General features: G+C 35.8%; 22 protein-coding genes. 2 read left to right on the forward strand and 20 right to left on the reverse strand.

Annotated elements, in window-relative coordinates:
• Positions 1–4: 4 nt before the first annotated feature.
• Together MKY00_RS25995 and abc-f are read left to right on the forward strand one after the other, a co-directional pair.
• Positions 5–550 (forward strand): flavodoxin family protein, encoded by a 546-nt coding sequence (locus MKY00_RS25995; RefSeq protein WP_000497604.1) that lies wholly within the window; start codon positions 5–7, stop codon positions 548–550.
• Positions 551–814: 264 nt separating this feature from the next.
• Positions 815–2,449, forward strand: coding sequence for a ribosomal protection-like ABC-F family protein (abc-f, locus tag MKY00_RS26000; RefSeq protein ID WP_016718916.1), 1,635 nt, complete (start codon positions 815–817; stop codon positions 2,447–2,449).
• 100 nt (positions 2,450–2,549) lie between these two features.
• On the opposite strand, the gene MKY00_RS26005 is transcribed toward abc-f, so the two are convergent.
• The 20 genes from MKY00_RS26005 to comFA all read right to left on the reverse strand — a co-directional run bounded on the left by MKY00_RS26005 (position 2,550) and on the right by comFA (position 23,170).
• Entirely contained in the window at positions 2,550–2,861 is a 312-nt protein-coding gene (locus tag MKY00_RS26005) for a heavy metal-binding domain-containing protein (protein ID WP_000637523.1), read from the reverse strand.
• Positions 2,862–2,926: 65 nt separating this feature from the next.
• The gene (locus MKY00_RS26010) at positions 2,927–4,642 is read right to left on the reverse strand and encodes an ABC transporter ATP-binding protein (protein WP_000944619.1); all 1,716 of its coding nucleotides are present in this window, start codon (positions 4,640–4,642) and stop codon (positions 2,927–2,929) included.
• A 309-nt stretch (positions 4,643–4,951) separates the two neighbouring features.
• Positions 4,952–6,154: a PDZ domain-containing protein gene (locus tag MKY00_RS26015; RefSeq protein WP_033678208.1), complete on the reverse strand. Its 1,203-nt coding sequence runs from the start codon at positions 6,152–6,154 to the stop codon at positions 4,952–4,954.
• 240 nt (positions 6,155–6,394) lie between these two features.
• Positions 6,395–7,831 (reverse strand): S41 family peptidase, encoded by a 1,437-nt coding sequence (locus MKY00_RS26020; protein ID WP_000830290.1) that lies wholly within the window; start codon positions 7,829–7,831, stop codon positions 6,395–6,397.
• A gap of 118 nt (positions 7,832–7,949) precedes the next feature.
• Positions 7,950–8,843, reverse strand: coding sequence for a permease-like cell division protein FtsX (gene ftsX, locus MKY00_RS26025; protein ID WP_000645019.1), 894 nt, complete (start codon positions 8,841–8,843; stop codon positions 7,950–7,952).
• On the reverse strand, positions 8,833–9,519 hold the full coding sequence (gene ftsE, locus MKY00_RS26030) for a cell division ATP-binding protein FtsE (protein WP_000594318.1): 687 nt from the start codon (positions 9,517–9,519) through the stop codon (positions 8,833–8,835). The genes ftsX and ftsE overlap by 11 nt, the downstream gene beginning before the upstream one ends.
• A gap of 289 nt (positions 9,520–9,808) precedes the next feature.
• Entirely contained in the window at positions 9,809–10,132 is a 324-nt protein-coding gene (gene cccB, locus MKY00_RS26035) for a cytochrome c551 (protein WP_000727968.1), read from the reverse strand.
• Between the two features lie 443 nt (positions 10,133–10,575).
• Positions 10,576–11,674 (reverse strand): peptide chain release factor 2 gene (gene prfB / locus MKY00_RS26040; protein WP_096001716.1). Its coding sequence is split into 2 segments (ribosomal slippage): positions 10,576–11,601 and positions 11,603–11,674, totalling 1,098 coding nucleotides; the frame shifts between segments, so codons are not numbered across the junction.
• Positions 11,675–11,818: 144 nt separating this feature from the next.
• Positions 11,819–14,326, reverse strand: coding sequence for a preprotein translocase subunit SecA (gene secA, locus MKY00_RS26045; RefSeq protein ID WP_048553050.1), 2,508 nt, complete (start codon positions 14,324–14,326; stop codon positions 11,819–11,821).
• A 562-nt stretch (positions 14,327–14,888) separates the two neighbouring features.
• Positions 14,889–15,416: a hypothetical protein gene (locus MKY00_RS26050; protein WP_033678590.1), complete on the reverse strand. Its 528-nt coding sequence runs from the start codon at positions 15,414–15,416 to the stop codon at positions 14,889–14,891.
• Between the two features lie 41 nt (positions 15,417–15,457).
• Positions 15,458–16,096 carry an ATP-binding cassette domain-containing protein gene (locus tag MKY00_RS26055; RefSeq protein ID WP_016718920.1) on the reverse strand — a complete coding sequence of 213 codons (639 nt, stop codon included), beginning with the start codon at positions 16,094–16,096 and terminating at the stop codon, positions 15,458–15,460.
• A 3-nt stretch (positions 16,097–16,099) separates the two neighbouring features.
• A complete protein-coding gene (locus MKY00_RS26060; RefSeq protein WP_033678593.1) occupies positions 16,100–16,864 on the reverse strand; it encodes a hypothetical protein in 765 nt (254 codons plus the stop codon).
• Positions 16,865–16,935: 71 nt separating this feature from the next.
• Positions 16,936–17,631: a hypothetical protein gene (locus tag MKY00_RS26065; RefSeq protein ID WP_074585736.1), complete on the reverse strand. Its 696-nt coding sequence runs from the start codon at positions 17,629–17,631 to the stop codon at positions 16,936–16,938.
• The gene (locus MKY00_RS26070; RefSeq protein ID WP_016718923.1) at positions 17,618–18,406 is read right to left on the reverse strand and encodes a hypothetical protein; all 789 of its coding nucleotides are present in this window, start codon (positions 18,404–18,406) and stop codon (positions 17,618–17,620) included. Before MKY00_RS26070 ends, MKY00_RS26065 begins: the two co-directional genes overlap by 14 nt.
• Before the next feature lie 31 nt (positions 18,407–18,437).
• Entirely contained in the window at positions 18,438–19,007 is a 570-nt protein-coding gene (locus MKY00_RS26075) for a hypothetical protein (RefSeq protein ID WP_016718924.1), read from the reverse strand.
• Between the two features lie 117 nt (positions 19,008–19,124).
• Positions 19,125–19,607, reverse strand: a complete 483-nt coding sequence (locus tag MKY00_RS26080) for a hypothetical protein (RefSeq protein WP_016718925.1) — start codon at positions 19,605–19,607, stop codon at positions 19,125–19,127.
• A gap of 321 nt (positions 19,608–19,928) precedes the next feature.
• The gene (hpf, locus tag MKY00_RS26085; protein WP_000671190.1) at positions 19,929–20,471 is read right to left on the reverse strand and encodes a ribosome hibernation-promoting factor, HPF/YfiA family; all 543 of its coding nucleotides are present in this window, start codon (positions 20,469–20,471) and stop codon (positions 19,929–19,931) included.
• Positions 20,472–20,792: 321 nt separating this feature from the next.
• A complete protein-coding gene (cspC, locus tag MKY00_RS26090) occupies positions 20,793–20,990 on the reverse strand; it encodes a cold shock protein CspC (RefSeq protein ID WP_001162041.1) in 198 nt (65 codons plus the stop codon).
• Positions 20,991–21,116: 126 nt separating this feature from the next.
• Positions 21,117–21,821, reverse strand: coding sequence for a ComF family protein (locus MKY00_RS26095; protein ID WP_016718926.1), 705 nt, complete (start codon positions 21,819–21,821; stop codon positions 21,117–21,119).
• Complete coding sequence (gene comFA, locus MKY00_RS26100; protein WP_029141232.1) at positions 21,821–23,170, reverse strand: ATP-dependent helicase ComFA; 1,350 nt, start codon at positions 23,168–23,170, stop codon at positions 21,821–21,823. Before comFA ends, MKY00_RS26095 begins: the two co-directional genes overlap by 1 nt.
• Positions 23,171–23,211 lie beyond the last annotated feature (41 nt).

The raw sequence follows: 23,211 nt of genomic DNA on the forward strand, positions 1-23,211 counted from the left end.
TTACATGTTTGTTATACACGGCAGTTCAAGACAAAATGGAAATACGGAAGCTTTAACACATATGATGATTGATGGAATTGAAACAGAACAAATTTATTTACGTGATCACACAGTCTATCCTATTACAGATCAGCGTCATGATGCAGGAGGATTCCAACCTGTAGATGATGACTACGAGCAGTTAACGAAGCGCATGTTAGAGCACGACACAATTATCTTTGCTACACCATTATATTGGTACGGGATGAGTGGTCATATGAAAAACTTCATCGATCGCTGGTCACAAAGCTTGCGTGATACATCCCTTCATTTCAAAGAAAAAATGAAAGGCAAAAAAATGTACGTTGTTATCGTTGGCGGCGATAATCCGAAACTAAAAGCATTACCGCTTATCTCCCAGTTCCAATACATCTTTGATTTTGTTGGTTCATCATTTGAAGGTTATATTATTGGGGATGCGAATGGATTAAATGAAATTCAAAATGATGCTGAGGCGCTAGCGAAAGCACAAATTTATAATAACGAATTCAAAAATCACAAGCTGAAATAAGTTTGACAAACTCGTTTGTATGCGCATACAATAAAAGTAATATTATGAAAGGAAGGTACTTTGACCAATGAAGTTCTAATTCTCTTATTTATTTCATCCATCACAAATAGTGAACAAAAATGATGAAAACTAGCAGAGGATTAGTCTGTCCATTTGTCGATACTTTCTTTCGAAACGATCATGTGAAAAATCGTTTATTTATGTACGATTTTTACATGCAAGGACGACATTTATCCTCTCTAGTGAAACTAGGGAGGTTTTTTTATGACTATTTTATTCGCACGTAATATTGAAAAAAGCTTTGGTGATCGTACACTATTTACGTTACCATCACTGGAAATTCAATCACAGGATCGCATAGGAATTGTCGGAGTCAACGGTGCTGGTAAATCTACGTTATTACAAATATTAAGTAAAGAAATAGAAGCTGACAAAGGCATAGTAACTCATCATAGTTCTATCAGCATCATTCCTCAGCTTAGCGAAGAACTACCAGAAACCGCTTCTTCTCTCGCAAAAGGAAAATGGTGCATTTCAAACGTTACAGATTCAATGAGCGGCGGTGAACGAATGCGTCTAAAGATTGCCCACGCTCTTGAACAGAATGCAGGCATTTTATTCGCTGATGAACCAACAAGCCACTTAGATATGGCCGGTACAGAACAATTAGAAAAGGCACTTTTATCTTATAAAGGGGCACTTGTTTTAATATCACATGATCGTGACTTTTTAGATGCAATATGTACAAAAATCATCGAAATCGAAGACGGCACTATTCAAGAGTATAAAGGTAATTATTCAAACTATCGCAAGCAAAAAGAACGTGAGCGAATACAAAAACAAGCAGAATATGAGCAATATGTACAAGAAAAAAATCGTTTAGAGCAGTCCATTTTACAAAAAAAGCAACGTGCTTCTAGCATGACAAAAATCCCAACACGGTTCAGTTCATCTGAATCTAAACTGTATAAATTAAGTGGGGCTCATGGCCAAGAACAGGTTAGTAAAGCAGCGAAAGCATTAGAAACACGTCTTGAAAAACTAGAAAAGAAGGAAAAGCCAAAGGATCTTTCTCAAGCTCAGTTTGACGTGCAATACCATACACCCATTCATAGTAAAGTGGCATTACAGTTTAATAAAGCAACAAAGAAAATAGATGACCGCACACTATTCAAAAATATGAACGGAACGATTGTCCCTGGTGCAAAGCTTGCTATTTTAGGGGCAAACGGAAGTGGAAAAACGACCCTGTTCAACATGCTTCTTGCAAACGAGCGTGGCATTCAGCTTTCGAAAAGTTGTAAGATTGGGTACTTTGAACAAACACTATCCATTTTAAAAACGGATAAAACCATTTTAGAAAATGTGCTAGAAGAAACAAACTATACAGAGTCGTTCGTTCGCACAATACTTGCACGGCTTCTATTCCGCCGTGAAGATGTTCATAAACCTGTGCACGTTCTAAGCGGGGGCGAGCGAATGAAGGTTGCACTCGCAAAAGTATTTTTAGGAAACTATAATATGCTTCTGCTTGATGAACCGACAAACTATTTAGACTTAGCAACACAAGAAGAATTAGAAAGCATGTTACAAGAATATCCTGGCACTATACTTTTTATTAGCCATGACCGTGCCTTTATTCGCTCTGTGGCAGACCATATTCTACAAGTAGACGAGAGTGAACCTAGAGTATTCCACGGTAATTACGAGCAATACACCAAGAGAACAACCGAGGATTCTGTAAACGTTACTGAACAAGAATTGTTACGATTACAAACAAAATTAACAGAAATCATCGGCCGAATTTCCATACCAAATCATCACGATGACATTAAATCTCTCGAACAAGAATACGAAACATTATTAATTGAAATCCGGAAATGTAAAGAAGCACTCTAATGTCTTCCCTATATATCGACGGGACATTCCGCATTTCCCAAGAAATATTGAAACTTCGACATAGCATACAAAAAGCCGTGCACCAGCACGGCTTTTTACTTTATATACGAACAGCAGTCCCGCTCACCGCAACCATTAACATCCCTTCGCGAACTACTTCATAATCCACGTCGATACCAACAATTGCATTCGCATTTTTTTGTCTTGCGAAAGTTTTCATTTCTTCCATTGCGATGTCGCGCGCTTCTTTTAATTTACTTTCATAAGCGCCAGCACGACCGCCGACAACGTCACGAACAGAGGCAAAAAGGTCACGAACGATATTCGCGCCCATAATCGCTTCTCCATTGACGATATCGATATACTCAATAATTTCTTTTCCTTGAATTGTAGACGTTGTTGTTACAATCATACTTTATTACCTCCCATATGAGATTTTTACGTACTTATAGTGCACTAATTCCGTACAAATTATATTTACGAACTAAACTGCGCTTCGTATAACCTACTGTATCCCCCGCCTTGCTCAATTAATTCATCATGTGAACCTTGTTCTGCAATCCCATCTTTATTTACAACGACGATGCGATCTGCATTTTTAATCGTTGCAAGTCTGTGAGCGATAACTAACGTTGTACGACCGACAGATAGTTCAGCAAGTGATTTTTGAATCGCAAGTTCCGTCTCTGTGTCTAATGCGGAAGTCGCTTCATCTAATATTAAAATTGGCGGGTTTTTCAAGAACATACGAGCAATTGCTAGACGTTGTTTCTGTCCACCTGAAAGTTTCACACCGCGCTCACCAATAACGGTATCTAAACCGTCTGGTTGTGAGTAAATTAAGTCTTCTAATTGCGCACGTTTTACTGCCTGCCAAATTTCAGCTTCTGACGCCTTTAAATTTCCATAAGCAATATTTTCACGAATCGTTCCAGAGAATAGGAACACGTCTTGCTGCACAATTCCAATTTGCTTACGAAGTGAAGATAACGTCATGTCTTTCGTATCAATACCATCAATTTGAATGGATCCAGATGATTGCTCATAAAAACGTGGTAATAAGCTACATAACGTCGTTTTCCCAGCTCCAGATGGTCCAACGAACGCAACTGTTTCACCTGCATGTATTTTCAAACTAATATCATTTAAAATCGGTTCTTTGTTTTCATATCCGAATGTAATGTTGTTATATTGAATATCACCGTGTACATGTTTCACTTCCATCGCATCTTTAGAGTCTACAATATCTGGCTCTGTTTCAAGAAGCTCTACATACCTTTTAAAACCGGCGATCCCTTTCGGATAACTTTCGATTACCGCATTAATTTTTTCAATTGGGCGGAAGAAAATATTCGTTAATAGAACGAATCCGATAAATCCACCGTACGTTAATTCACCTTGCAGAACAAACCATGTACCGCATATTAAGACGAAGAGCGTTACGAGACGCATGAGCATATAACTAATCGATGAATTTAACGCCATAATTTTATACGCCATTAATTTCGTTGTACGGAAACGAGCGTTGTTCACAGCAAATTGCTCTTTCTCAAACTTTTCATTTCCGAATGCTTGTACAACGCGAATACCACCAACGTTATTCTCAATACATGCATTGAAATCAGCAACGTCTGAGAATAAACGTCTAAACGTACCTGTCATTTTTTTGTTGAAGTAAAGTGCTAACCATAATAGGAATGGAATGACGAAGAACGTTAATAGCGCTAACTTCCAGTTGATCATCATCATAAATGAGAATGCCCCAACTAAAGTCATTACAGCGATAAATAAATCTTCTGGCCCATGGTGAGCAATTTCCCCAATTTCCATTAAATCGTTCGTAAGACGTGAAATTAAATGACCTGTTTTATTATTGTCAAAAAATCTGAATGATAGCTTTTGAATATGATCAAATAATTTTTGCCTCATATCTGTTTCAATGTTAACTCCAAGCATATGTCCCCAGTATGTAACGACATATTGTAAGCCTGCATTTAACATATACACTGCAAGTAAACCGAAACAAGCCCATAAAATAAGCGTCCAGTTTTGCCCTGGCAATAACTTATCAATAAATTGATTTACGATAAGCGGGAAGCCAAGTTCTAGTAATCCTGCGACGACCGCACAAGAAAAGTCGAGTATAAATAAACCTTTATACGGTTTATAATAAGAAAAAAATTTACGTAGCATATCTTCCCTCCATTTTCCAAAATCAAAAAGACTCCCTAAATGATAACCATTATCAAATAATTATTCAAGTGATTCGACTATGAAACTAAAATAAGGTTTGCGATAGTTGTCGTTTTTTGCCGGAAAGTCGATATATTTGGATAATCGCTGATATAATTTCAGTTGCGCTGATATATTTCAATAATCGCCGATATATCTCAAGTTGCGCTGATATATTCCGATAATCGCCGATATAAATTTCATGTACTATAACTACCGCCCATCTTACACAAAAAAAGGCATCACCACAAGGTGATACCTTTTCTTCTATTACATCGCTTCCGAATCCCATTCATGCTCCTGCTGAACAAACACAATACCCAATTCGTGATGTCCACCAGCGTATAATGCCGTTTGAGCAAGACGTAACTCTCCGTTTGTATCTAATACTTCTAACTTACAAAATGCTCCTGTCGTCTTCGTTTGAAGCGCATCATAAAATTCCTCAGCACTTCTTGGAATGACTCCATTTACTTTCGTAATCATTTCTCCAGGCAGTAAATTCAGCTCTGCTCCAATTGTATTTGGAATTGTATCTAGTACAACGAGTCCATCATTACGTGCAGCGAAGTATGCTGGTCTTGTTTCATCCGCAATTTTCTCTTGCATGGAAATTGTAAAACGTCCAAGCATTGCAACGCCCATTGCAATAATGGCAAGTACGTGCCACCAATAACTTGCGATTCCTAAAACAAGCACAAGTCCTGCTAATCCGTACACACGTCTTCCTGTAAATAATAAAGCTTCCGTCGGCTCATAACTTCTAATCCTTCTCATAAATCCAATTAAAAATGGAACGAGGAATAGAGAATATGTATGTGAACCGATTGAAACGACAGGCCACCATGAAATAAACTGCGTTACTGCTTCACCTGGTACAAGAATAAAAATAGGAACGATCCATAAACGCTTTGATTCGTGTAAACCAATCTTTAGTCCACGCTTCCCCTTCCTAATCTTCGGCGTCGAATATCCTACTGCATTTTTAGAAATCAGCAAGCCCTCTACAATGAGCATGATGCCTAGCAAAATAGCAAGGGATACGATTGTATTCTCTTCACCTTCTCCAAGCTGTAAGAAAGAAACTGGTAGCTTAGAAGATAATAGAACACATACAATCGCGATACTAAACGTATAAGCTGCTGATAAATATCGATACATAGCAGTTAATCCAAATAGTAACGTCCAAAGTAAAATGGCCCATAAGCTCGCCTTAGAAACAACAAGTCCGAGCCCAATCGTAATGATAGATACGATTAATCCGTATTTAACTCCCGCCAATAAAGATGTTCGAAGTTCAAACCAAATATCATAAACTTTAAAAGAAAAATCTTTTCGTTCTCGTAACATACGTAAGTATCCAACGAAGATACTACTTATTAAAAATACATAGACAGCAGGGTGTAAGAAAAAACGTCCAACTGCCCGCATTATTTCAAAAATCCATGCCTCCACGAACCCATTCACCACCATTTATATCATTCTTTCTTTTTATATTATCATAACTGGACAAACGTTTGTTTAACACAAAAAAATACAGGCAGCAAACTGCCTGTATTTCTTTTTATCCCACTTTAATGGGCAGTAAGCCTCCCACCTCAAAATTCAGCGAAAACAAAGAATTTAGGTGGGGAGTCAACTGTCCATAAAAGTCCGATTGGTTCAACTAATAATCAGTGGGGGATGAAGCCCCCCACTGATTAAAGTTTCACTTTACTTCGCCATTAATTTTAATGCTGACTGTAATTGTAGATCATTTTCTCCAGAACGGATTTTTTCAATAATTTTCGTTTGAATCGCCTCAGCTGTCTTTTTATCGAGCTGTCCTGTCGCCTCCATCTTATTCGCATTTTGGAATGCTTTCAGTGCTGATTCTGTCTCTTTACTAAAGTATCCATCTTCACGTCCTGGTACATATCCTAAACTCTTAAGCATTTCTTGGGCATGTTTTACTTGTACATCATTTGCATTGTATGAAAGTGTTTTTTCAATTTGAATTGGTGTCGCATGATAATAATCTGGTTGTTTCACTTCTACAGTTGGCTTGATTCCTTTTTTATGAATCCAGTTTCCATCCGGTGTTAACCATTTGAACATCGTTAGTTTGATGTTGCTGCCATCTTTAAATGGAACAGCTTGCTGAACAGTACCTTTGCCAAACGTTTTTTCACCAATTAAATCATATCCTTCTCCCTCTTTTAGCGCACCCGCTAAAATCTCTGAAGCAGAAGCACTTCCGTTATCAATTAATACTGAAATCGGATATGGTTTTCTCTCTTTCAGTTCCGTAGAGAATTTCTTCTTCTCACCATTTCGTTGCTCTACTTGTAGCATCGGCTTTTTATCCGTCATAATTTCTCCTAGTATCTCTTCTACACTATTTAAGTAGCCACCAGGATTACCACGTACGTCAATAACTAAGCCTTTTATGTTTTTCTTCTCTAACTCTTTTAACTGATCCTTAAATTCTTTCGCTGTATTTTCAGCAAAAGAAGTGATTTGCATATAACCGATATCTTTTCCGCTCTCTTGTTTCACAGAGCTAAACACTGTGAAGATTGGAATTTTTTCACGCTTAATTTTAAATACAATCGGATCAGCCACTCCTGCACGCTTAATTTCAATCGCAACAGTCGTTCCTTTTTTACCACGAATCTTTAATACCGCTTCCTCACGTGATAAATCTTTCACACTATTTCCATCTACAGATAAAATTTGGTCATTCGGTTTAATTCCAATCTTTTCTGCCGGTGAGCCTTTAATTGGAGATACGATAATAAGCTTACCATCCGTTTTGTTCACCTCAGCCCCAATCCCTTCTAACTCGGGATCAAGCGATTCACTAAACTGTTTAGCCGTTTCTTTATCCATATACGTGGAATAAGGGTCCTTCAGCGTAGACAACATGCCTTGTATTGCACCTTCGACTAATTTTTCATCTTTCACGTCTTCCACATAACGTGAATCAATTAGTGCATACGCCTCATTAATTTTTGCCAAATTCCCTTGCGCAGTGCTAGCGTTTCCATTCGAAATTGTTTGCGTTACTTCTGCTGGGTTAACCCCAAATAAAGACATACCTGCAAACATTCCGCCAGCACCAATTAAAAATGCAACAACCATTCCAATAATTGCAACTCTACGTTTCAATGCGGAATTCCCCTTTCCAAAACACACAGGTGGTGTAGCAAAAGGCATCACACAGTGTGTGATGCCTTTACCTATTTCTACTATATGATAAGCTTGTACGAATTATGTTTGCAACTTTTTATACTTTTAAGAAGCGACGAATTGACATTACACTTCCCCACATACCGATTAAAGCCCCGATTAACACTAGTAAACCAGCTAATTGGAATACGAATGGGCTGTATGGTAGAAGTTCGAAAATTGTTCCGCCAAGTTTTTCGTTAAACACACCTTGCAACGAATTATACGTAACTAGAATTAAGCCAATTGGAATAATTGATCCTAATACTCCTAGGAATAATCCCTCTAATAAGAACGGCCAACGAATAAACCAGTTTGTTGCACCTACAAGTTTCATAATTTCGATTTCTGTACTACGAGCATAAATTGTAATTTTAATTGTATTAGAGATTAAGAACATCGCTGTGAATAAAAGACCAGCAATTAACACAATCCCGATGTTACGACCAGTTTTTACAGTATCAAATAATCGTTCAACTTGCCCTTTTCCGTACTGAACATTACTTACAAACTGCATTTTTTCAATCTTTTTCGCAATTGTTGCTGTATCTGTTGGTTCTTTTGCTTTTACAACGAATACGTTTTTAAGTGGGTTATCTTGTTCAAATAACTCAAATGTCTTTCCGCTATCGCCTAAGCTTTTAATTAAACGTTTTAACTCTTCTTCTTTAGAAGAATATTTAATAGAGTCTACTTTTGCAATCTTACTCATATCATCTTCTAATTTCTTTTGATCAGCTTCTTTTGCTGCTGGATCAATGTGTACACGAATTTCTACATCTTGCTCTACTTTCGTCGCAAAATGGTTCATATTCATAATCGCTGTTAAAAAGACACCTACAAGTAATAATGTAACTGTTACTGCACTAACAGAAGCAAACGTCATCCATCCGTTACGTGATAGATTCTTTACACCTTCTCGCAAATGTCGACTAAGGGTCTTAGCCTTCATATCCGTATCCTCCCTCCATCTCATCTCGAACAATTTTTCCGCCTTCAATCGCGATTACACGATGACGGATTGTATTTACGATATCTGCGTTATGTGTCGCCATAACGATCGTTGTACCACGCTCATTAATGCGTGTGAAAATCTTCATAATATCAAGAGCTGTTTCAATATCTAAGTTACCTGTTGGCTCATCGGCAATTACAACCTTTGGTCTATTAACAATTGCTCTCGCAATCGCAACACGTTGCTGCTCTCCGCCTGAAAGTTCGCTTGGAAGTGCGTCTGCACGATCTTCAAGACCTACAAGACCTAACACTTCTGTTACACGCTCACGAATTGCATCTGGCTCTTCTTCAATTACTTCTAAGGCAAACGCAACATTCTCATATACCGTTAATTTAGGTAGTAATTTAAAGTCTTGGAAAATCACGCCTAATTGACGACGGAAATATGGAACGTCTCTTTCTGCTAATGACTCGATAGTAAGACCATTTACATTAATTGATCCTGTAGATGGCTTCTCTTCACGATACATCATTTTAATAAATGTAGATTTTCCGGCTCCACTCGGTCCAACTACGTATACAAACTCGCCTTGTTTAATGTTAACTGTGAGACCAGCAATGGCTTTCATACCATTCGGGTACTCCTTATAAACATTCGTCATTTTTATCATTATTTATCACCCAATACTTAATGATTTTTTTCGAAATACTTTTCTGTACATTTGAAAATAAAAGCTAAACCTTCATTCTCTTTTAACCGACTCTTGTTGAAGGTAGTCTACTTATACTCTTTTTCTAAGCAATACTACTCTATGTAATATATTTCAGCAAAATTCTACAAACCTCATTGTAACATCAAACGGTTTCCAGTTTGGATACATTTTTGTTACAGTTATGTTACATTCCAAAAAAAGGGAAACGAGTTGATTATATAAATCAACTCGTCCATTTTACCCCTTTTTATTTATGTTCAGCTAACCATTCAGCTACTTTTTTCGCATCTTCACCTTGAATAAGTCCTGGTGACATTGAACCGCGACCTTTTTTAATAATTTCTTCGATATCTGCCGCGTCGTACTTACCGCCTACTTTTCTTAAATCAGGTCCAGTTGCTCCTGATAAATCTGTTGCGTGACACCCAGCACAACTTCTTTGGAAAATTTGTTCTGCACTGTCTGTACTTGCAGACTGGTTCGAAGGTTTACTCTCTTCTTTATTTCCACACGCTCCTAAAGCAAAAACGACTGATGTTCCTAGCGCAATAGCCAACAATTTCTTTTTCACTTCTATCGCTCCCCATTGTTGATATTCTTTTCATTCCTAACACACTCATTTTCATTATAAGCATTATCTTTATATAGAAAAACTAAGGTATATTTCATATTCTTCAAAAATACAGCGGGAACCCTAATGATATAAAGCTTTTATAAGTTGTTTCAATTCTGTGAACAACTTATAAACTTCTATAAAGGATCCTTTTTGAACGGGAATTTAGAAAAAACCTGTAGAAAGCCTTACTCAATTGCCAATCTGTTTTACTATTTTCTACTTTTTACAAAACAATATACAACATTGTATGCTACATATAATCCCATCAAAAAGAGAAGTTGTCGTTTCCAACTTCTCTTCCTCTGTACTTCATCCATATAAATAAAATAGCACTCTTTATGTCCTCTATATCCTCAGCGTGCGCCAACAATTTTGTTGGCTTTTTTTCACTTAGCTTATTAGATGCGAGAACGTAAGTAAGCATCAATAAACGGATCAATTTCTCCATCCATAACTGCTTGCACATTACCGACCTCTGTATTTGTACGGTGATCTTTCACAAGAGAATATGGGTGGAATACGTAAGAACGGATTTGGCTACCCCATCCGATTTCTTTTTGCTCTCCGCGAATTTCATCTAACTCCGCTTGTTGCTCTTCTAATTTCTTTTGATATAATTTCGCTTTTAACATCTTCATCGCATGCTCACGGTTTTTAATTTGAGAACGCTCTGACTGACACGTTACAACCGTATTTGTCGGTGTATGCGTAATACGAACTGCTGAATCTGTCGTATTAACGTGCTGTCCACCCGCTCCACTTGCACGATACGTATCAATTTTCAGGTCTTCTGTACGCACTTCAATTTCAACTTCATCATTGAACTCAGGTACAACTTCACAAGATACGAACGATGTATGACGACGGCCTGAAGAATCGAATGGAGAAATACGTACAAGACGATGTACACCTTTCTCTGCCTTTAAGTAACCGTAAGCGTTATGACCTTTAATTAATAAAGTAACACTCTTAATACCAGCTTCATCACCTGGTAAGTAGTCAACCGTTTCTACTTTAAATCCACGTTTTTCAGCCCAACGTGTGTACATACGTAGTAACATAGAGCCCCAGTCTTGTGACTCTGTTCCACCAGCACCTGGGTGTAATTCTAAAATGGCGTTATTTTTATCATAAGGATCGCTAAGTAGTAACTGCAGCTCATACTCATTCATTTCTTGAATTAAGCCTTTTACTTCTGATTCAAGTTCCTCATGTAAATCTTCATCATACTCTTCTTTTAAAAGCTCATGCGTAATTTCTAGGTTTTCGAACGTCTCATCTAGCTGACGGAACTTTCCAACCATATCTTTCAGTGCATTTGCTTCGTTAATTACAGCTTGTGCGCCTTGTTGGTCATCCCAAAATCCTGCGCCCATCATTTTCTCTTCTAATTCTGCAATTTGTTTCTCCTTAGTAGGGAGGTCAAAGAGACCCCCTAAAAGCCGCTAATCTCTTAGCCATTTTCTCTAATTCCTGTCTAATTTCTACTAATTCCATTTCCTTCACCTCTATGTAATTGCTGTTACTTTCGCATGAAAACAAGGGAAACTCTCTCCACTTATGACGGAGAGAGTTTAATCCTTCTTAATTATACATTTTTGATGTAAAAGTTTGCAAAGCAACCTGGGCTACCGCCCTATATTACTTCCCAATGCCACAGCAGTTTTTATATTTTTTACCGCTACCACATTTACATAAATCGTTGCGGCCCACTTGGTCACCTTTTACAACTGGTTTTTTCTTCGCCTCTTCGCCATCGCTAGATGGGTGAACAGCTTCACCTTGAACAACTTCTTGACGCTCTAAGTTTTGTTCAATTTCAGCTTTCATAATGTAACGAGAAATTTCCTCTTCAATAGAAGCAATCATTGATTCGAACATTGCGAATCCTTCCATTTGATACTCACGAAGTGGATCAATTTGACCGTAAGCACGTAAATGAATACCTTCACGAAGGTGATCCATCGCATCGATATGCTCTGTCCATTTCGTATCTACAACACGGAATACAACAACTTTTTCGAACTCACGCATTTGCTCTTCTGGCATAAGCTTTTCTTTGTCATTGTAACGCTCTATTAACTTCGCGATAATTGGCTCGCTCATTTCCTCTGGAGCAAGGCGACGTAATTCTTCTTCTTTCACATCTCCTTCTTGCAGAAGGTTTGTATTTAAGTAGTCAACAAGACCTTTAATGTTCCAATCTTCTTCAATTTCCTCTTGTGTATGAAGTGCAACCGCACGCTCTACTGTAGATTTCATCATACCTTCAATGATACCGCGTAAGTTCTCAGACTCCATTACCTCTTGACGCTGTTTGTAAATAACTTCACGTTGCTGACGAAGTACATCATCGTATTGTAGTAACTGCTTACGTGCATCATAGTTATTTCCTTCTACACGTTTTTGCGCAGATTCTACTGCACGAGAAACCATTTTACTTTCGATTGGCTGAGAATCATCCATACCAAGGCGATCCATCATCGCTTTCATATTATCAGAACCGAAGCGGCGCATTAGTTCATCTTCCATTGATAAGTAGAACTGCGTAACACCTGGGTCCCCTTGACGACCAGCACGACCACGTAACTGGTTATCAATACGACGACTTTCGTGACGCTCTGTACCGATAACGGCTAAACCAACGTTTTTCACATCGTCTCCAAGCTTAATATCTGTACCACGACCTGCCATGTTCGTCGCAATCGTTACAGCGCCTTTTATACCTGCTTCTGCAATGATATCCGCTTCACGCGCATGGTTTTTCGCATTTAAGATGTTATGACGTACACCTTTACGCGTTAACATTTTTGAAATAAGTTCTGACGTTTCAATCGCCACTGTACCGACAAGAACTGGTTGTCCTTGTTTATGACGATTTACAATATCCTCAACAACAGCATTAAATTTACCTTCCATTGATTTGAAGATTAAATCCGCACGGTCATCACGAATAATCGGTTTGTTTGTTGGAATTACGATAACGTTCATATTATAAATGTTACGGAATTCCTCTTCCTCTGTTTTCGCTGTACCAGTCATACCAGATAACTTTTCGTACATACGGAAGTAGTTCTGGAATGTAATTGTCGCAAGCGTCATACTTTCATTTTGAATTTCTACGCCTTCTTTTGCCTCGATAGCTTGGTGTAACCCTTCGCTATAACGACGACCTTTCATAAGACGACCAGTAAATTGGTCTACAATTACGATTTCGCCTTCTTGTACAACATAATCTGTATCACGATGCATAACAACGTGCGCACGAAGTGCCTGATTAATATGGTGAAGAAGCGCTACATGTTTTAAATCAAATAAGTTTTCAATATGGAAAGCTTTCTCCGCTTTCGTAATACCATCTTCTGTTAACATTACATTTTTCGTCTTCACATCAAATGAATAATCTTTTTCATTTTCTAACGTACGAACGAATGCATTTGCAAACATGTACAGCTCTGTTGATTTTTGAGCTTGTCCAGAAATAATAAGTGGCGTACGCGCTTCATCGACTAAGATAGAATCGACTTCATCGATAATAGCAAAGTGCAGTGGGCGTTGAACGCACTGCTCTTTATATAAAACCATGTTATCACGTAAGTAATCGAATCCAAGCTCATTATTTGTGCTATACGTAATATCAGCAGCATAAGCCTCTTGTTTCTCTTCGCGTGACATACTGTTTAAATTAATTCCTACTGTTAATCCTAGGAACTCATGAAGTTGTCCCATTTCGCTCGCATCACGTTGTGCTAAGTATTCATTGACTGTAACAACGTGAACACCTTTTCCTGTTAAAGCATTTAAATATACAGGTAATGTAGATGTTAACGTTTTACCTTCACCCGTTTTCATCTCAGAGATATTCCCTTCATGTAAGGCAATACCACCCATTAACTGTACGCCATACGGACGCATTCCAAGAACACGAGTCGCAGCTTCACGAACAACCGCAAAAGCTTCAGGTAGTAGATCATCTACTGTTTCACCTTTTGTTAGACGTTCTTTAAATTCAAGCGTCTTCCCTTTTAATTGTTCATCAGTTAATGGCTTAATAGATGGCTCTAGTGCATCAATTTGCTCAACTGTCTTCTGCATACGTTTAATTTGGCGTTGATTTACATCAAACACCTTTTTTAAGATACCGATCATAGGAAATACGCTCCTCTTTTTATTAAAATAAAACTTCCGATTGTTTTTTCTTTTTCTCTATTACAATCAGTCGTTATAAAAATCAAATGTATGTTATGCCAATTTTTCTCCTAATTAAAAAAACTAAAATGTATATACCTAATGATAATTGTAACACTTGTCTTATAACTATGACAACAATCGGCCGAATGTCAGGCCTTATATTTAAAAAAGTTTTTATCCCGCGTTAACGGACCGTAAAATTCCCACCTCAAAATTCAGTTGGAGCCAAGAAGTTAGGTGGGAGATCAACTGTCCGTAAACGTCCGATTGGTGAGGGCTAATTAAAGTTTCATTTGTTACGTTTCTTTTCTCTATCTCATCATTTCAATTTCACATTACAAATTTCGTATTAAATCTAAATCGATAATTACAAAAAGCCGAAAATTTCACCGGTGCAGTATCCATAGATACTTACACCTGCGCAAAACCTCCGACTTGAAAAGATAATATTATTTTGCAAGAGCTACTCAATCATGGCATCCCAAAAGCACACTTAAAATATATCTGTATCAATCATGTATTAATTTATTGGTATTTCTAATTCATGATATTTCCCTTTCTTATCTTTCACAAAAGAAATGAATTTCACTTTAGTTGATTCATTTGAAAAGTTTTTATAATTTTTATAAGGGTCATCTCCTATAAAATAATTTGTCCCTATATATCCTCGCACTGTTTTACCAGCAGGTATTACAGGATCAAACTGATATTTTTTAGGTAATTCTATTGAATAAGGGATTACATTATAAAACTCGCCTATTTTAGAATAAAACATTGTATTGGAAATAGACTGATTACTGAGCAAATTAATATCCCGATTCGTTGTATTTGTAATATCTAAAGGTAACACATACGTCACTACTTCACGGTCTTCATAAGGATCATAAACTTTTGTAGGATCAAGAGGATCAAGTGCATGAAATGTAACTCCTTGACCATCTTCAAAAGTTCTATTAGATAAAAGCTCACCTTTTATGACTTTATAAGATTCATTATTTTGATTTAATGTTTTAAATCTAAAGAAACTAGCAAATGTACATAGCAACATACACAATCCAATGCTTATTAAGACATGTTTTCTTGTCACTCTTAATCTACCAACCTTCCATTATTAACATGTACAATGCGATCTACTATTTCATTATCTAGAACATGCACATCATGACTAGCTACAATGATAGTCGTTCCTTTAGATTTTTCTACTTTCAAAATATCCAAAACATCTTTTATCCCATCACTATCTAAAGCATTCGTTGGCTCATCTAATAACAATAGTGTTGGTTGTTCCATTAAAGCTTGCGCTATCCCTAAACGTTGTTTCATACCTAAAGAGTATCTTTTATACTTTCTCTTATCTGTTTTATCAAGTCCAACCCTTTGAATAATATTATAAATTTCCTCATCAGAGATTTTATTGTTAATCGATGATAAAAATTTCAAATTCTGAAAACCAGTATACCCTGGAATAAAACTTGGATATTCAATCAATATCCCCATTGAATCCGGAAATTGCTTTTGTTTTCCAATCATTTCATTATCTACGTAAACAGCTCCAGAATTTAAACGCATCAATCCTGATATAGCACGTAAAATCATTGTTTTACCAGAACCATTATGCCCCTTCAAAACTAAAAACTCTCCTTTTTTTACTGACAAACTAATATTATCTAACACAATATTTCCCTTTAATCTTTTCGTCATACATTCACATTTAATATAATTGTCCATAAATTATTCACCTATCACATCTAGTTTTTTTAAACAAAAACTACCTAACAAAATCATTACAACAACAATTACTACTCCGATTAAAAGTAACTCATGCCATTGAATAGATTGATTATTACCTAAAGTCAATTGAATTGAGCTGTGATCAACAAAATACCAACGATTTGGCATAACAAAAGAGCCTAAAAAATAAATACTATGAAAGAAAATAGACAAAAATAGGTATAACAACATTAGTACAAAAACAATAGTTATTGGTATATAAAATGTTAAAAACTCAAAAATCAAAGCTAATAAAAAGCTTATAATAATTTGAATTAGCATAGTACCTACTATCTTATAAGAAAATTGACTATATACATTTGAAAAAGAATGCCCGCCAAAAGTAAGCAAATAATAAACAGTAAACCAAATCAAATACATAACAATCCAAATACTAATTATGTAAAAAAACAAAGATAGTATTTTCGTTAACCAAAGAAAATGCTTCTTCTTAACACGAGGAAATAAATAAACACCATTCTGCTGAATATCTGAAAAAGCAAACTTCCCTACTAGCAACAAAGGAGTAATTTGAAAAAATATCCAATAAAACGGGATAGAAAATCGCCCCTCCTTATAAAAATAAGATAAATCCACAAAGTCTACTCCATGAAAAAATCGATAAAAGGTAACATCTACTAATACAGGTTCTTTACCATTACTCAGAGGCTGATTGTATAAAAAGGTAACTACAATCATAGCGTAAATTAAGAATAAAAAAGCCATTATCTTGATGGAATCTCTAAACCTTACATGTAAATCTCTTTTTAACAAATGATATAAAATCATAATGTAAACTAGATCACCTCTGTCTCATCATTCATAGCAATATAACTTTTTTTAGATAAAATCCATACACTTATAAAAAAGATAAAAAAACATCCAAATAAGCGTATAAGTAAACCAGTAGCATCTTCAAACACATTTATATAAAAAGCATTTGTAAATAAAAATCCATGTAATATAAATCTATCTAATAAAACGGCAGTAATCATACATATTATTACAAGTAAACTAGGTAAAAATAATTGCAATAAAGCACTTATCATACATATAAAAATAGTCGCAAATAATTGAATGCAAAATAACAATGCATAATTCACAGAAATACTATTTACAGCCATCATATTTGACATCAAAAATAACTGTAAAATCATACCCCCAGCAAAAAAACAAACGAAAACGAATAGTTTCAAATAATATATAGAAACTAATTTCCATGCATTATTCACTCGGTAAACTACATAAATACTAAAAAAATTCGACATAGAATATACAGAAAAAACGATTGTTAAAGGAATAAATATGGTCGACAAATTATAAAACGACATAACCTTATACAGGGTTTCCAATTCGTTCATTTTCTCTTTTACAATTCCAGATTCAAAATAATTGAACAAGCAACCAATGATACTAACATTAAGTAAAAAGAGAATACTGAACCAAATATATTTCATCCTTATAGTTTCTTTCATTACATTATAAAAGAACATGCTTCCTACTCCCCCGTAAATAAAGAACTACAGAACAAAACCAAATACATAACAGCACACTAAGAAAAATTTGTAATTCAAAAAAGCCGAAGTCTTTAATTAAATAATCTTTAGGATTGAGAATTCCCTTTCCAATACCAAGCCAAAAAATATGTAAAATAAATGGCACTAAATAAATAAAATAAACTCGTTTTATAAAAAACGACACTGATAAAGCCAAACTTGAAAAAACCGCACCGTATAAACCATTTAAAAATACATACATAAGAAAATATAAAGTCGGATACTCATAATAAACCGTATGAAATTGAGCTGTTGGTGAAACAGTAGCAGCCATATAATTTAATATCGGATGCGGAGCAACTGTCGGATAAGTCATCACATATAAATAAAAATGAAATAGTAAAGGGACACTTATAATAAAAAAAGATACAATAAAATTAATAAAATAAAGTAATCTAAAATAATGACGCGTTCCCATCTTAGAAATGACAGGATAAATAAATCCATAATTTTTATCAATTCTATAAATCCCAGCTACAGCCATTGCAGAAATCATAGGAAATATAAGTAGATAAAATTCACTATAAAATGGTAATCTATTAAAATGTAAAATGTTAGATAAATATGGAGATACCTTTATGATCCCAGCATCATTAAATCCTTTCGTTGTTACACACATAGAAATATATTGAGCAGTAACAATTACTAACATAATAAATAAAGACAACCAAAACATCCTGCCTTTTAAAATCCTCCCTAAAAAGTAACTCATCTACAGCTCCTCCATAAACCATTAATGAAATTTAAATCTTTTTTAATATGAACATTTGATCCGCAACACCATAACATTTATTTTCTTTATTTAACCAGATGTAACGAAAAGAAACATTTACTCTCTCACCTTCAAATTTAGGAAACTCAACTTCATACTGATAAACATCATTTGTACCTTTTCTTTTTACACTCTTAACTTCTTGTTTCCACTCAATTACTTTTCCATCAGTTTGTTCAATCCGCCCCAAAAGATACGCTGGTTTTTTCTTCTTCGTAACACCCGTTAAAAAAACATAATAATTTTCTGGTATAACTCCTGACTTTAAATTTTTATCTGAAAGCCTATCTTTTATTGCAGTATCATTTCTATCTATTTGCCCTTGAAAGAAATCATCACCAGTTTCATTTTCCAAGAATACTTGTTCAAAAACAGTATTTTTATTAATTTCTTTCAACTGAATACTTTTCAAATTATCTTTTTCCGTTAAAGTATCTTCAATATTTACAATAGGTTCATCTACTTTCTTATGGCAAGAAGCTAATAAACAAATAATCAATATAAAACAACAGAATAAAATATATTTTGAAATAAGCTTCATTGCAGCACCTCCTATTCAAAAAATGAAATAGTAGAAAAAGTCGTATAATCCAGATGACGAACTAGACGACTTTTTCTAACGTTACATAATAAATAATTTTAATTTATAATTTCTAAATCAATATTCAGTGTAAGGTCCACTAGGTCTTACACTATCAGGACTCCAAGCAGTAGGATAAGCATTATTTTCTCTAGAATAACCACCGAATCTCACAGGTACATTTTTCCCATAGTTTTCATATGCGTAATTTTGGAAAAGATACGTTTTACCTGGTCGCACCGTTCCTTCATGCTTACCTGACTCACCTGAAACATTTACCCAATCTCTATCACCTTTACCTTTATTTTTATCCGCTTCTGTCCAAACATTGAAAGAACCACCGCCCTTCTCACTGCTCTTCACACGCATATACATAGAAGTAGGTGTCTCTTTAGGACGTGCGTTAGTAAAATCATATGCACTCCAAAGTCTAAAGGTAAATTCTACATGATCATCCCTTGTATCAGCATTAGCTGGTTCGGTTAAAACGAAAGTACTAGCTAAAATACCTAAAGATAAAACAGATCCAAGCATAAAACGACTTTTTTTCTTAATACTCACTAAAAGCACCTCCGATAATTTGTAGCATTATACTAATCTTATTTTTTCACCGAGGGAATAAATAAAATCTCTATAACGCAATATAACAATAACAATCTCTCGATGTACTCTCAATAGCATTCAGAAAACTTAATGTTATATTTATAATGGTAAACATTTTGACAAATTAACAAAAATAATAATACACTCCTAGCAAAAAATTACTTATAGAGATAACTACTTACCTATGCCTGTTCCAAATCATAAAGAGTAACTCACCTTTCGAAAAACAAAAACTAAAATATAAAAAAGCGCAGCCATTTCGGCTACGCTTTTGAATTATTATTTAGTTTCGATTAAACCATATTTCCCATCTTTACGGCCATATACAACATTAGTTTCATTTGTATCAGCATTTGTGAAGACGAAGAAATTATGCCCTAGCATATCCATTTGTAGGATTGCTTCTTCAACGTCCATCGGTTTTAAATCGAATCGCTTTGTACGTACAAGTTCTAGTTCATCCTCTTCTACCTCATCCAGAACAGCTACTGCTTCTGGAAGGATAAAGTTCGTTTTCATAGAACCTTTCTCACGTAACTTACGATTTACTTTTGTTTTATGTTTACGAATTTGTCGCTCAAGTTTATCAACTACTAAATCGATAGCAGCGTACATATCGCTATTAGTTTCTTCTGCACGAAGTAATAAATCAGTAAATGGAATTGTTACCTCGACACGTTGCTTGTCAGAGTATACTTTTAAATTAACTTTAATCTCTGGGAATGTATCAAAATAACGCTCTAACTTACTTAGTTTTTTCTCTACATATTCCTTTAATGCTGGAGTTACTTCAATATTTTCACCACGAATGTTGAATTTCATAGATGAATTCCTCCTTTCAAGCCTATGTACTATAATTTCGACACCGGCTTAAAAACTCCTTCTAACTTTTTTAAAAAAATTAGTGGAATTGCGATTTTTTTATCGTTTTTTGTTGAAATGAAAAGATGCATCGTTTCTATCTTTATTTTATCCTATTAACATCGTGAATAACGAATATAACTGTGGACAATTCGTTACAGAAAAGAAACAACTTTTTGACAACTCCATTCATAACAAAAACCCCTTGCAAAAAAACAAGAGGTTCTACCATATATATAACGTTGCCACAAACGCAGCTTTCTCTTCCCAAAAACAATATACCTACAGTTTTACAACATTAGCTGCTTGCGGTCCACGTGCTCCCTCTACAATATCAAACTCAACTTGTTGCCCTTCTTCTAATGACTTATATCCATCTTGTTGAATAGCAGAAAAATGAACAAACACATCATCACCGTCTTCACGCTCAATAAACCCAAATCCCTTTTCTGCATTGAACCATTTTACTCTTCCTTGCATGTTCATTCCATTCCCTTCACTCTAAAAATCAGGACATTTGCCCCATAATTTCACTATAACGAATGACAACATACGAAGTCAAAGAAGACTTATCGCCTTTTTATTATCCCTTTCGACAGTTACAGATTAACTTCTACAGAGCGTCAAACTAGAAACTTCGCTTGCTCCTTTATCATAGAAAAGACTTCCAATTTGTCTCACTGTAATTCCTGTCGTATATACATCATCAACAAGTAAAATATGTTGACCATGAAACATCTCTTCTCTCTGAAAATAAAAAGGATTACTTCCCGAAAGCCTTTCTTTACGCGACTTCTTACTTTGCTTTTCTGTTTCCTTCCTTCTTAATGATGAATAAAAATTTTTGACAGGCAAACAAGCTGCTAATAACTCTGCTTGATTAAAACCTCGCTCATATTCCCGTTCCCTACTAAGCGGAACAGCAATAACAGTTGAAACGTCCGTAAAATACTTTTGAAATAACTCCCGAAAAGATTGATAAAAAATACGAACTAACTCCGCATCACCTCGAAACTTAAACTGCGCTAGTATACCTTTCATGTCATCATTGTACACGTACAACGAACGATTTTTAAAAGGACGATATCCTTCCTCATTCCTCCATCTTATACAGTCCATGCAAATGTCATTTTCTTTATATCGAGTAGGTAAGTCATCTAAAGGACGACCACAATCCATGCAAATTCCTCCTATAATATAGGAAAGTTTTTGCTCACATCTATCACATACATATTTTTTGGGGGACTTTACAAAGAAGGCGTACCAACTAACTGTTTCCACCATATACTCATCACAAAGTAAACAATGCATTAATCGATCAACCCTTGTTCTTTCGCATTTTTGTTCATACTTTGAATATGTTTTTTCGCACGTACCATTGCCTCTGTCTTACCGTAATGAAAATACATAACCTCACCATATGGCTCTTCAAAACTACGCCCCGCTCGGCCTGCAATTTGTACGAGCGCACTCTCTGAAAAAATTTCTTCTTCAGCTCCTAACACAGCCACTTGTAAGTTCTTCACAGTTACTCCTCTTTCTAAAATTGTCGTTGTAACTAATAACGGAATGTCTCCCTTTCTGAAAGATGCTACTTTTTCTTTTCTCATCGAATCTTCTGCATGCACGCCATCGATTCTATTATCCAACCCTTTCAACAACTGACTTATTTCTTCTATATATTGCACATGAGGAACAAATAAAAAAATAGGATACTTTTTGTTTAAGTTCATTTTTAACCATTGTAGTAACACGCGAGGAATTTTTTTATGATGGAGGCTTTTCTTCCAATTTCCGCACCAACTAAATAGAGGAACTGGTAACGGGTGACGATGGTATCGTCCTGACACAATAACACCTTTTTGTTTCCCCTTTCTGAAATTACGCTTCCACTTTTCATCAGGGGTTGCAGTTAAATAAATACGCGCTGCTTTCTCTTTCATTGCTTGTTGCACTGCATACTGTAACATTTGATCCGCATGATACGGGAAGGCATCAATCTCATCTACAATCATCACATGAAACGCTCTATAGTAACGTAACAGTTGGTGAGTCGTTGCAACGACTAACGCTGCATCTTTTTTATGATCTACACTCCCTCCGTATAAAGCAGCTACAGTTATACTCGGAAACACTTCTTGTAATCTCGGCGCTAATTCCAGTACAACGTCCGTCCTTGGCGTTGCGATACAAACTCTTTCTCCTTTTTGAAGCGCCTCTTCTATACCGTAAAATAACATTTCTGTTTTTCCAGCCCCGCACACAGCCCAAATAAAAAAAGATTCTTTCTGCTTAATCGCTTCTATAACTCCTTGCGCCGCCAACTCCTGACCAGTAGATAAAGTCCCTTTCCAATGTAACCGTTTTTTATGACACTCTCCTGTTCTTTCAGCAATCCCGCGAACAAGTACAGTACATTCACTAACTCTCCCCATCGTGATACACTTCCGGCAATACGCGCATGCTTTACCGCACCTTTTACATAAAAATGATGCAAATAGCCGCTGCTCTATATTTCCGCAGCGCTGACATATATATTTAGAAGCCTTCTTCGTTATACCTTGTACACATACAACCTCTCCCTTCTTTTTCAAATCACTTAATTCTCTCCGTAAATCTGAAGAGAGTTCTTCTAATAGCAACTGTTTTCCAACAAGCATTAGCACTCACCTCCAGCATTACTATAAACCTTTCTTATAAT

It is taken from the genome of Bacillus sp. FSL R9-9834, assembly GCF_038006905.1.
Taxonomy (GTDB): domain Bacteria; phylum Bacillota; class Bacilli; order Bacillales; family Bacillaceae_G; genus Bacillus_A; species Bacillus_A pacificus.

Excerpts from the sequence above, each read along its gene's own strand:
- MKY00_RS26060 (WP_033678593.1), bottom strand. The coding sequence starts at position 16,864 with ATGGCTTTTTTATTCTTAATTTACGCTATGATTGTAGTTACCTTTTTA.
- MKY00_RS26070 (WP_016718923.1), bottom strand. The coding sequence starts at position 18,406 with ATGAGTTACTTTTTAGGGAGGATTTTAAAAGGCAGGATGTTTTGGTTG.
- MKY00_RS25995 (WP_000497604.1), top strand. The coding sequence starts at position 5 with ATGTTTGTTATACACGGCAGTTCAAGACAAAATGGAAATACGGAAGCT.
- secA (WP_048553050.1), bottom strand. The coding sequence starts at position 14,326 with ATGATCGGTATCTTAAAAAAGGTGTTTGATGTAAATCAACGCCAAATT.
- MKY00_RS26015 (WP_033678208.1), bottom strand. The coding sequence starts at position 6,154 with ATGGTGGTGAATGGGTTCGTGGAGGCATGGATTTTTGAAATAATGCGG.
- MKY00_RS26075 (WP_016718924.1), bottom strand. The coding sequence starts at position 19,007 with ATGAAGCTTATTTCAAAATATATTTTATTCTGTTGTTTTATATTGATT.
- MKY00_RS26065 (WP_074585736.1), bottom strand. The coding sequence starts at position 17,631 with ATGTTCTTTTATAATGTAATGAAAGAAACTATAAGGATGAAATATATT.
- cspC (WP_001162041.1), bottom strand. The coding sequence starts at position 20,990 with ATGCAAGGAAGAGTAAAATGGTTCAATGCAGAAAAGGGATTTGGGTTT.
- MKY00_RS26050 (WP_033678590.1), bottom strand. The coding sequence starts at position 15,416 with ATGTTGCTATGTACATTTGCTAGTTTCTTTAGATTTAAAACATTAAAT.
- MKY00_RS26010 (WP_000944619.1), bottom strand. The coding sequence starts at position 4,642 with ATGCTACGTAAATTTTTTTCTTATTATAAACCGTATAAAGGTTTATTT.
- comFA (WP_029141232.1), bottom strand. The coding sequence starts at position 23,170 with ATGCTTGTTGGAAAACAGTTGCTATTAGAAGAACTCTCTTCAGATTTA.
- MKY00_RS26055 (WP_016718920.1), bottom strand. The coding sequence starts at position 16,096 with ATGGACAATTATATTAAATGTGAATGTATGACGAAAAGATTAAAGGGA.
- ftsX (WP_000645019.1), bottom strand. The coding sequence starts at position 8,843 with ATGAAGGCTAAGACCCTTAGTCGACATTTGCGAGAAGGTGTAAAGAAT.
- ftsE (WP_000594318.1), bottom strand. The coding sequence starts at position 9,519 with ATGATAAAAATGACGAATGTTTATAAGGAGTACCCGAATGGTATGAAA.
- MKY00_RS26005 (WP_000637523.1), bottom strand. The coding sequence starts at position 2,861 with ATGATTGTAACAACAACGTCTACAATTCAAGGAAAAGAAATTATTGAG.
- hpf (WP_000671190.1), bottom strand. The coding sequence starts at position 20,471 with ATGAAATTCAACATTCGTGGTGAAAATATTGAAGTAACTCCAGCATTA.
- abc-f (WP_016718916.1), top strand. The coding sequence starts at position 815 with ATGACTATTTTATTCGCACGTAATATTGAAAAAAGCTTTGGTGATCGT.
- MKY00_RS26095 (WP_016718926.1), bottom strand. The coding sequence starts at position 21,821 with ATGCATTGTTTACTTTGTGATGAGTATATGGTGGAAACAGTTAGTTGG.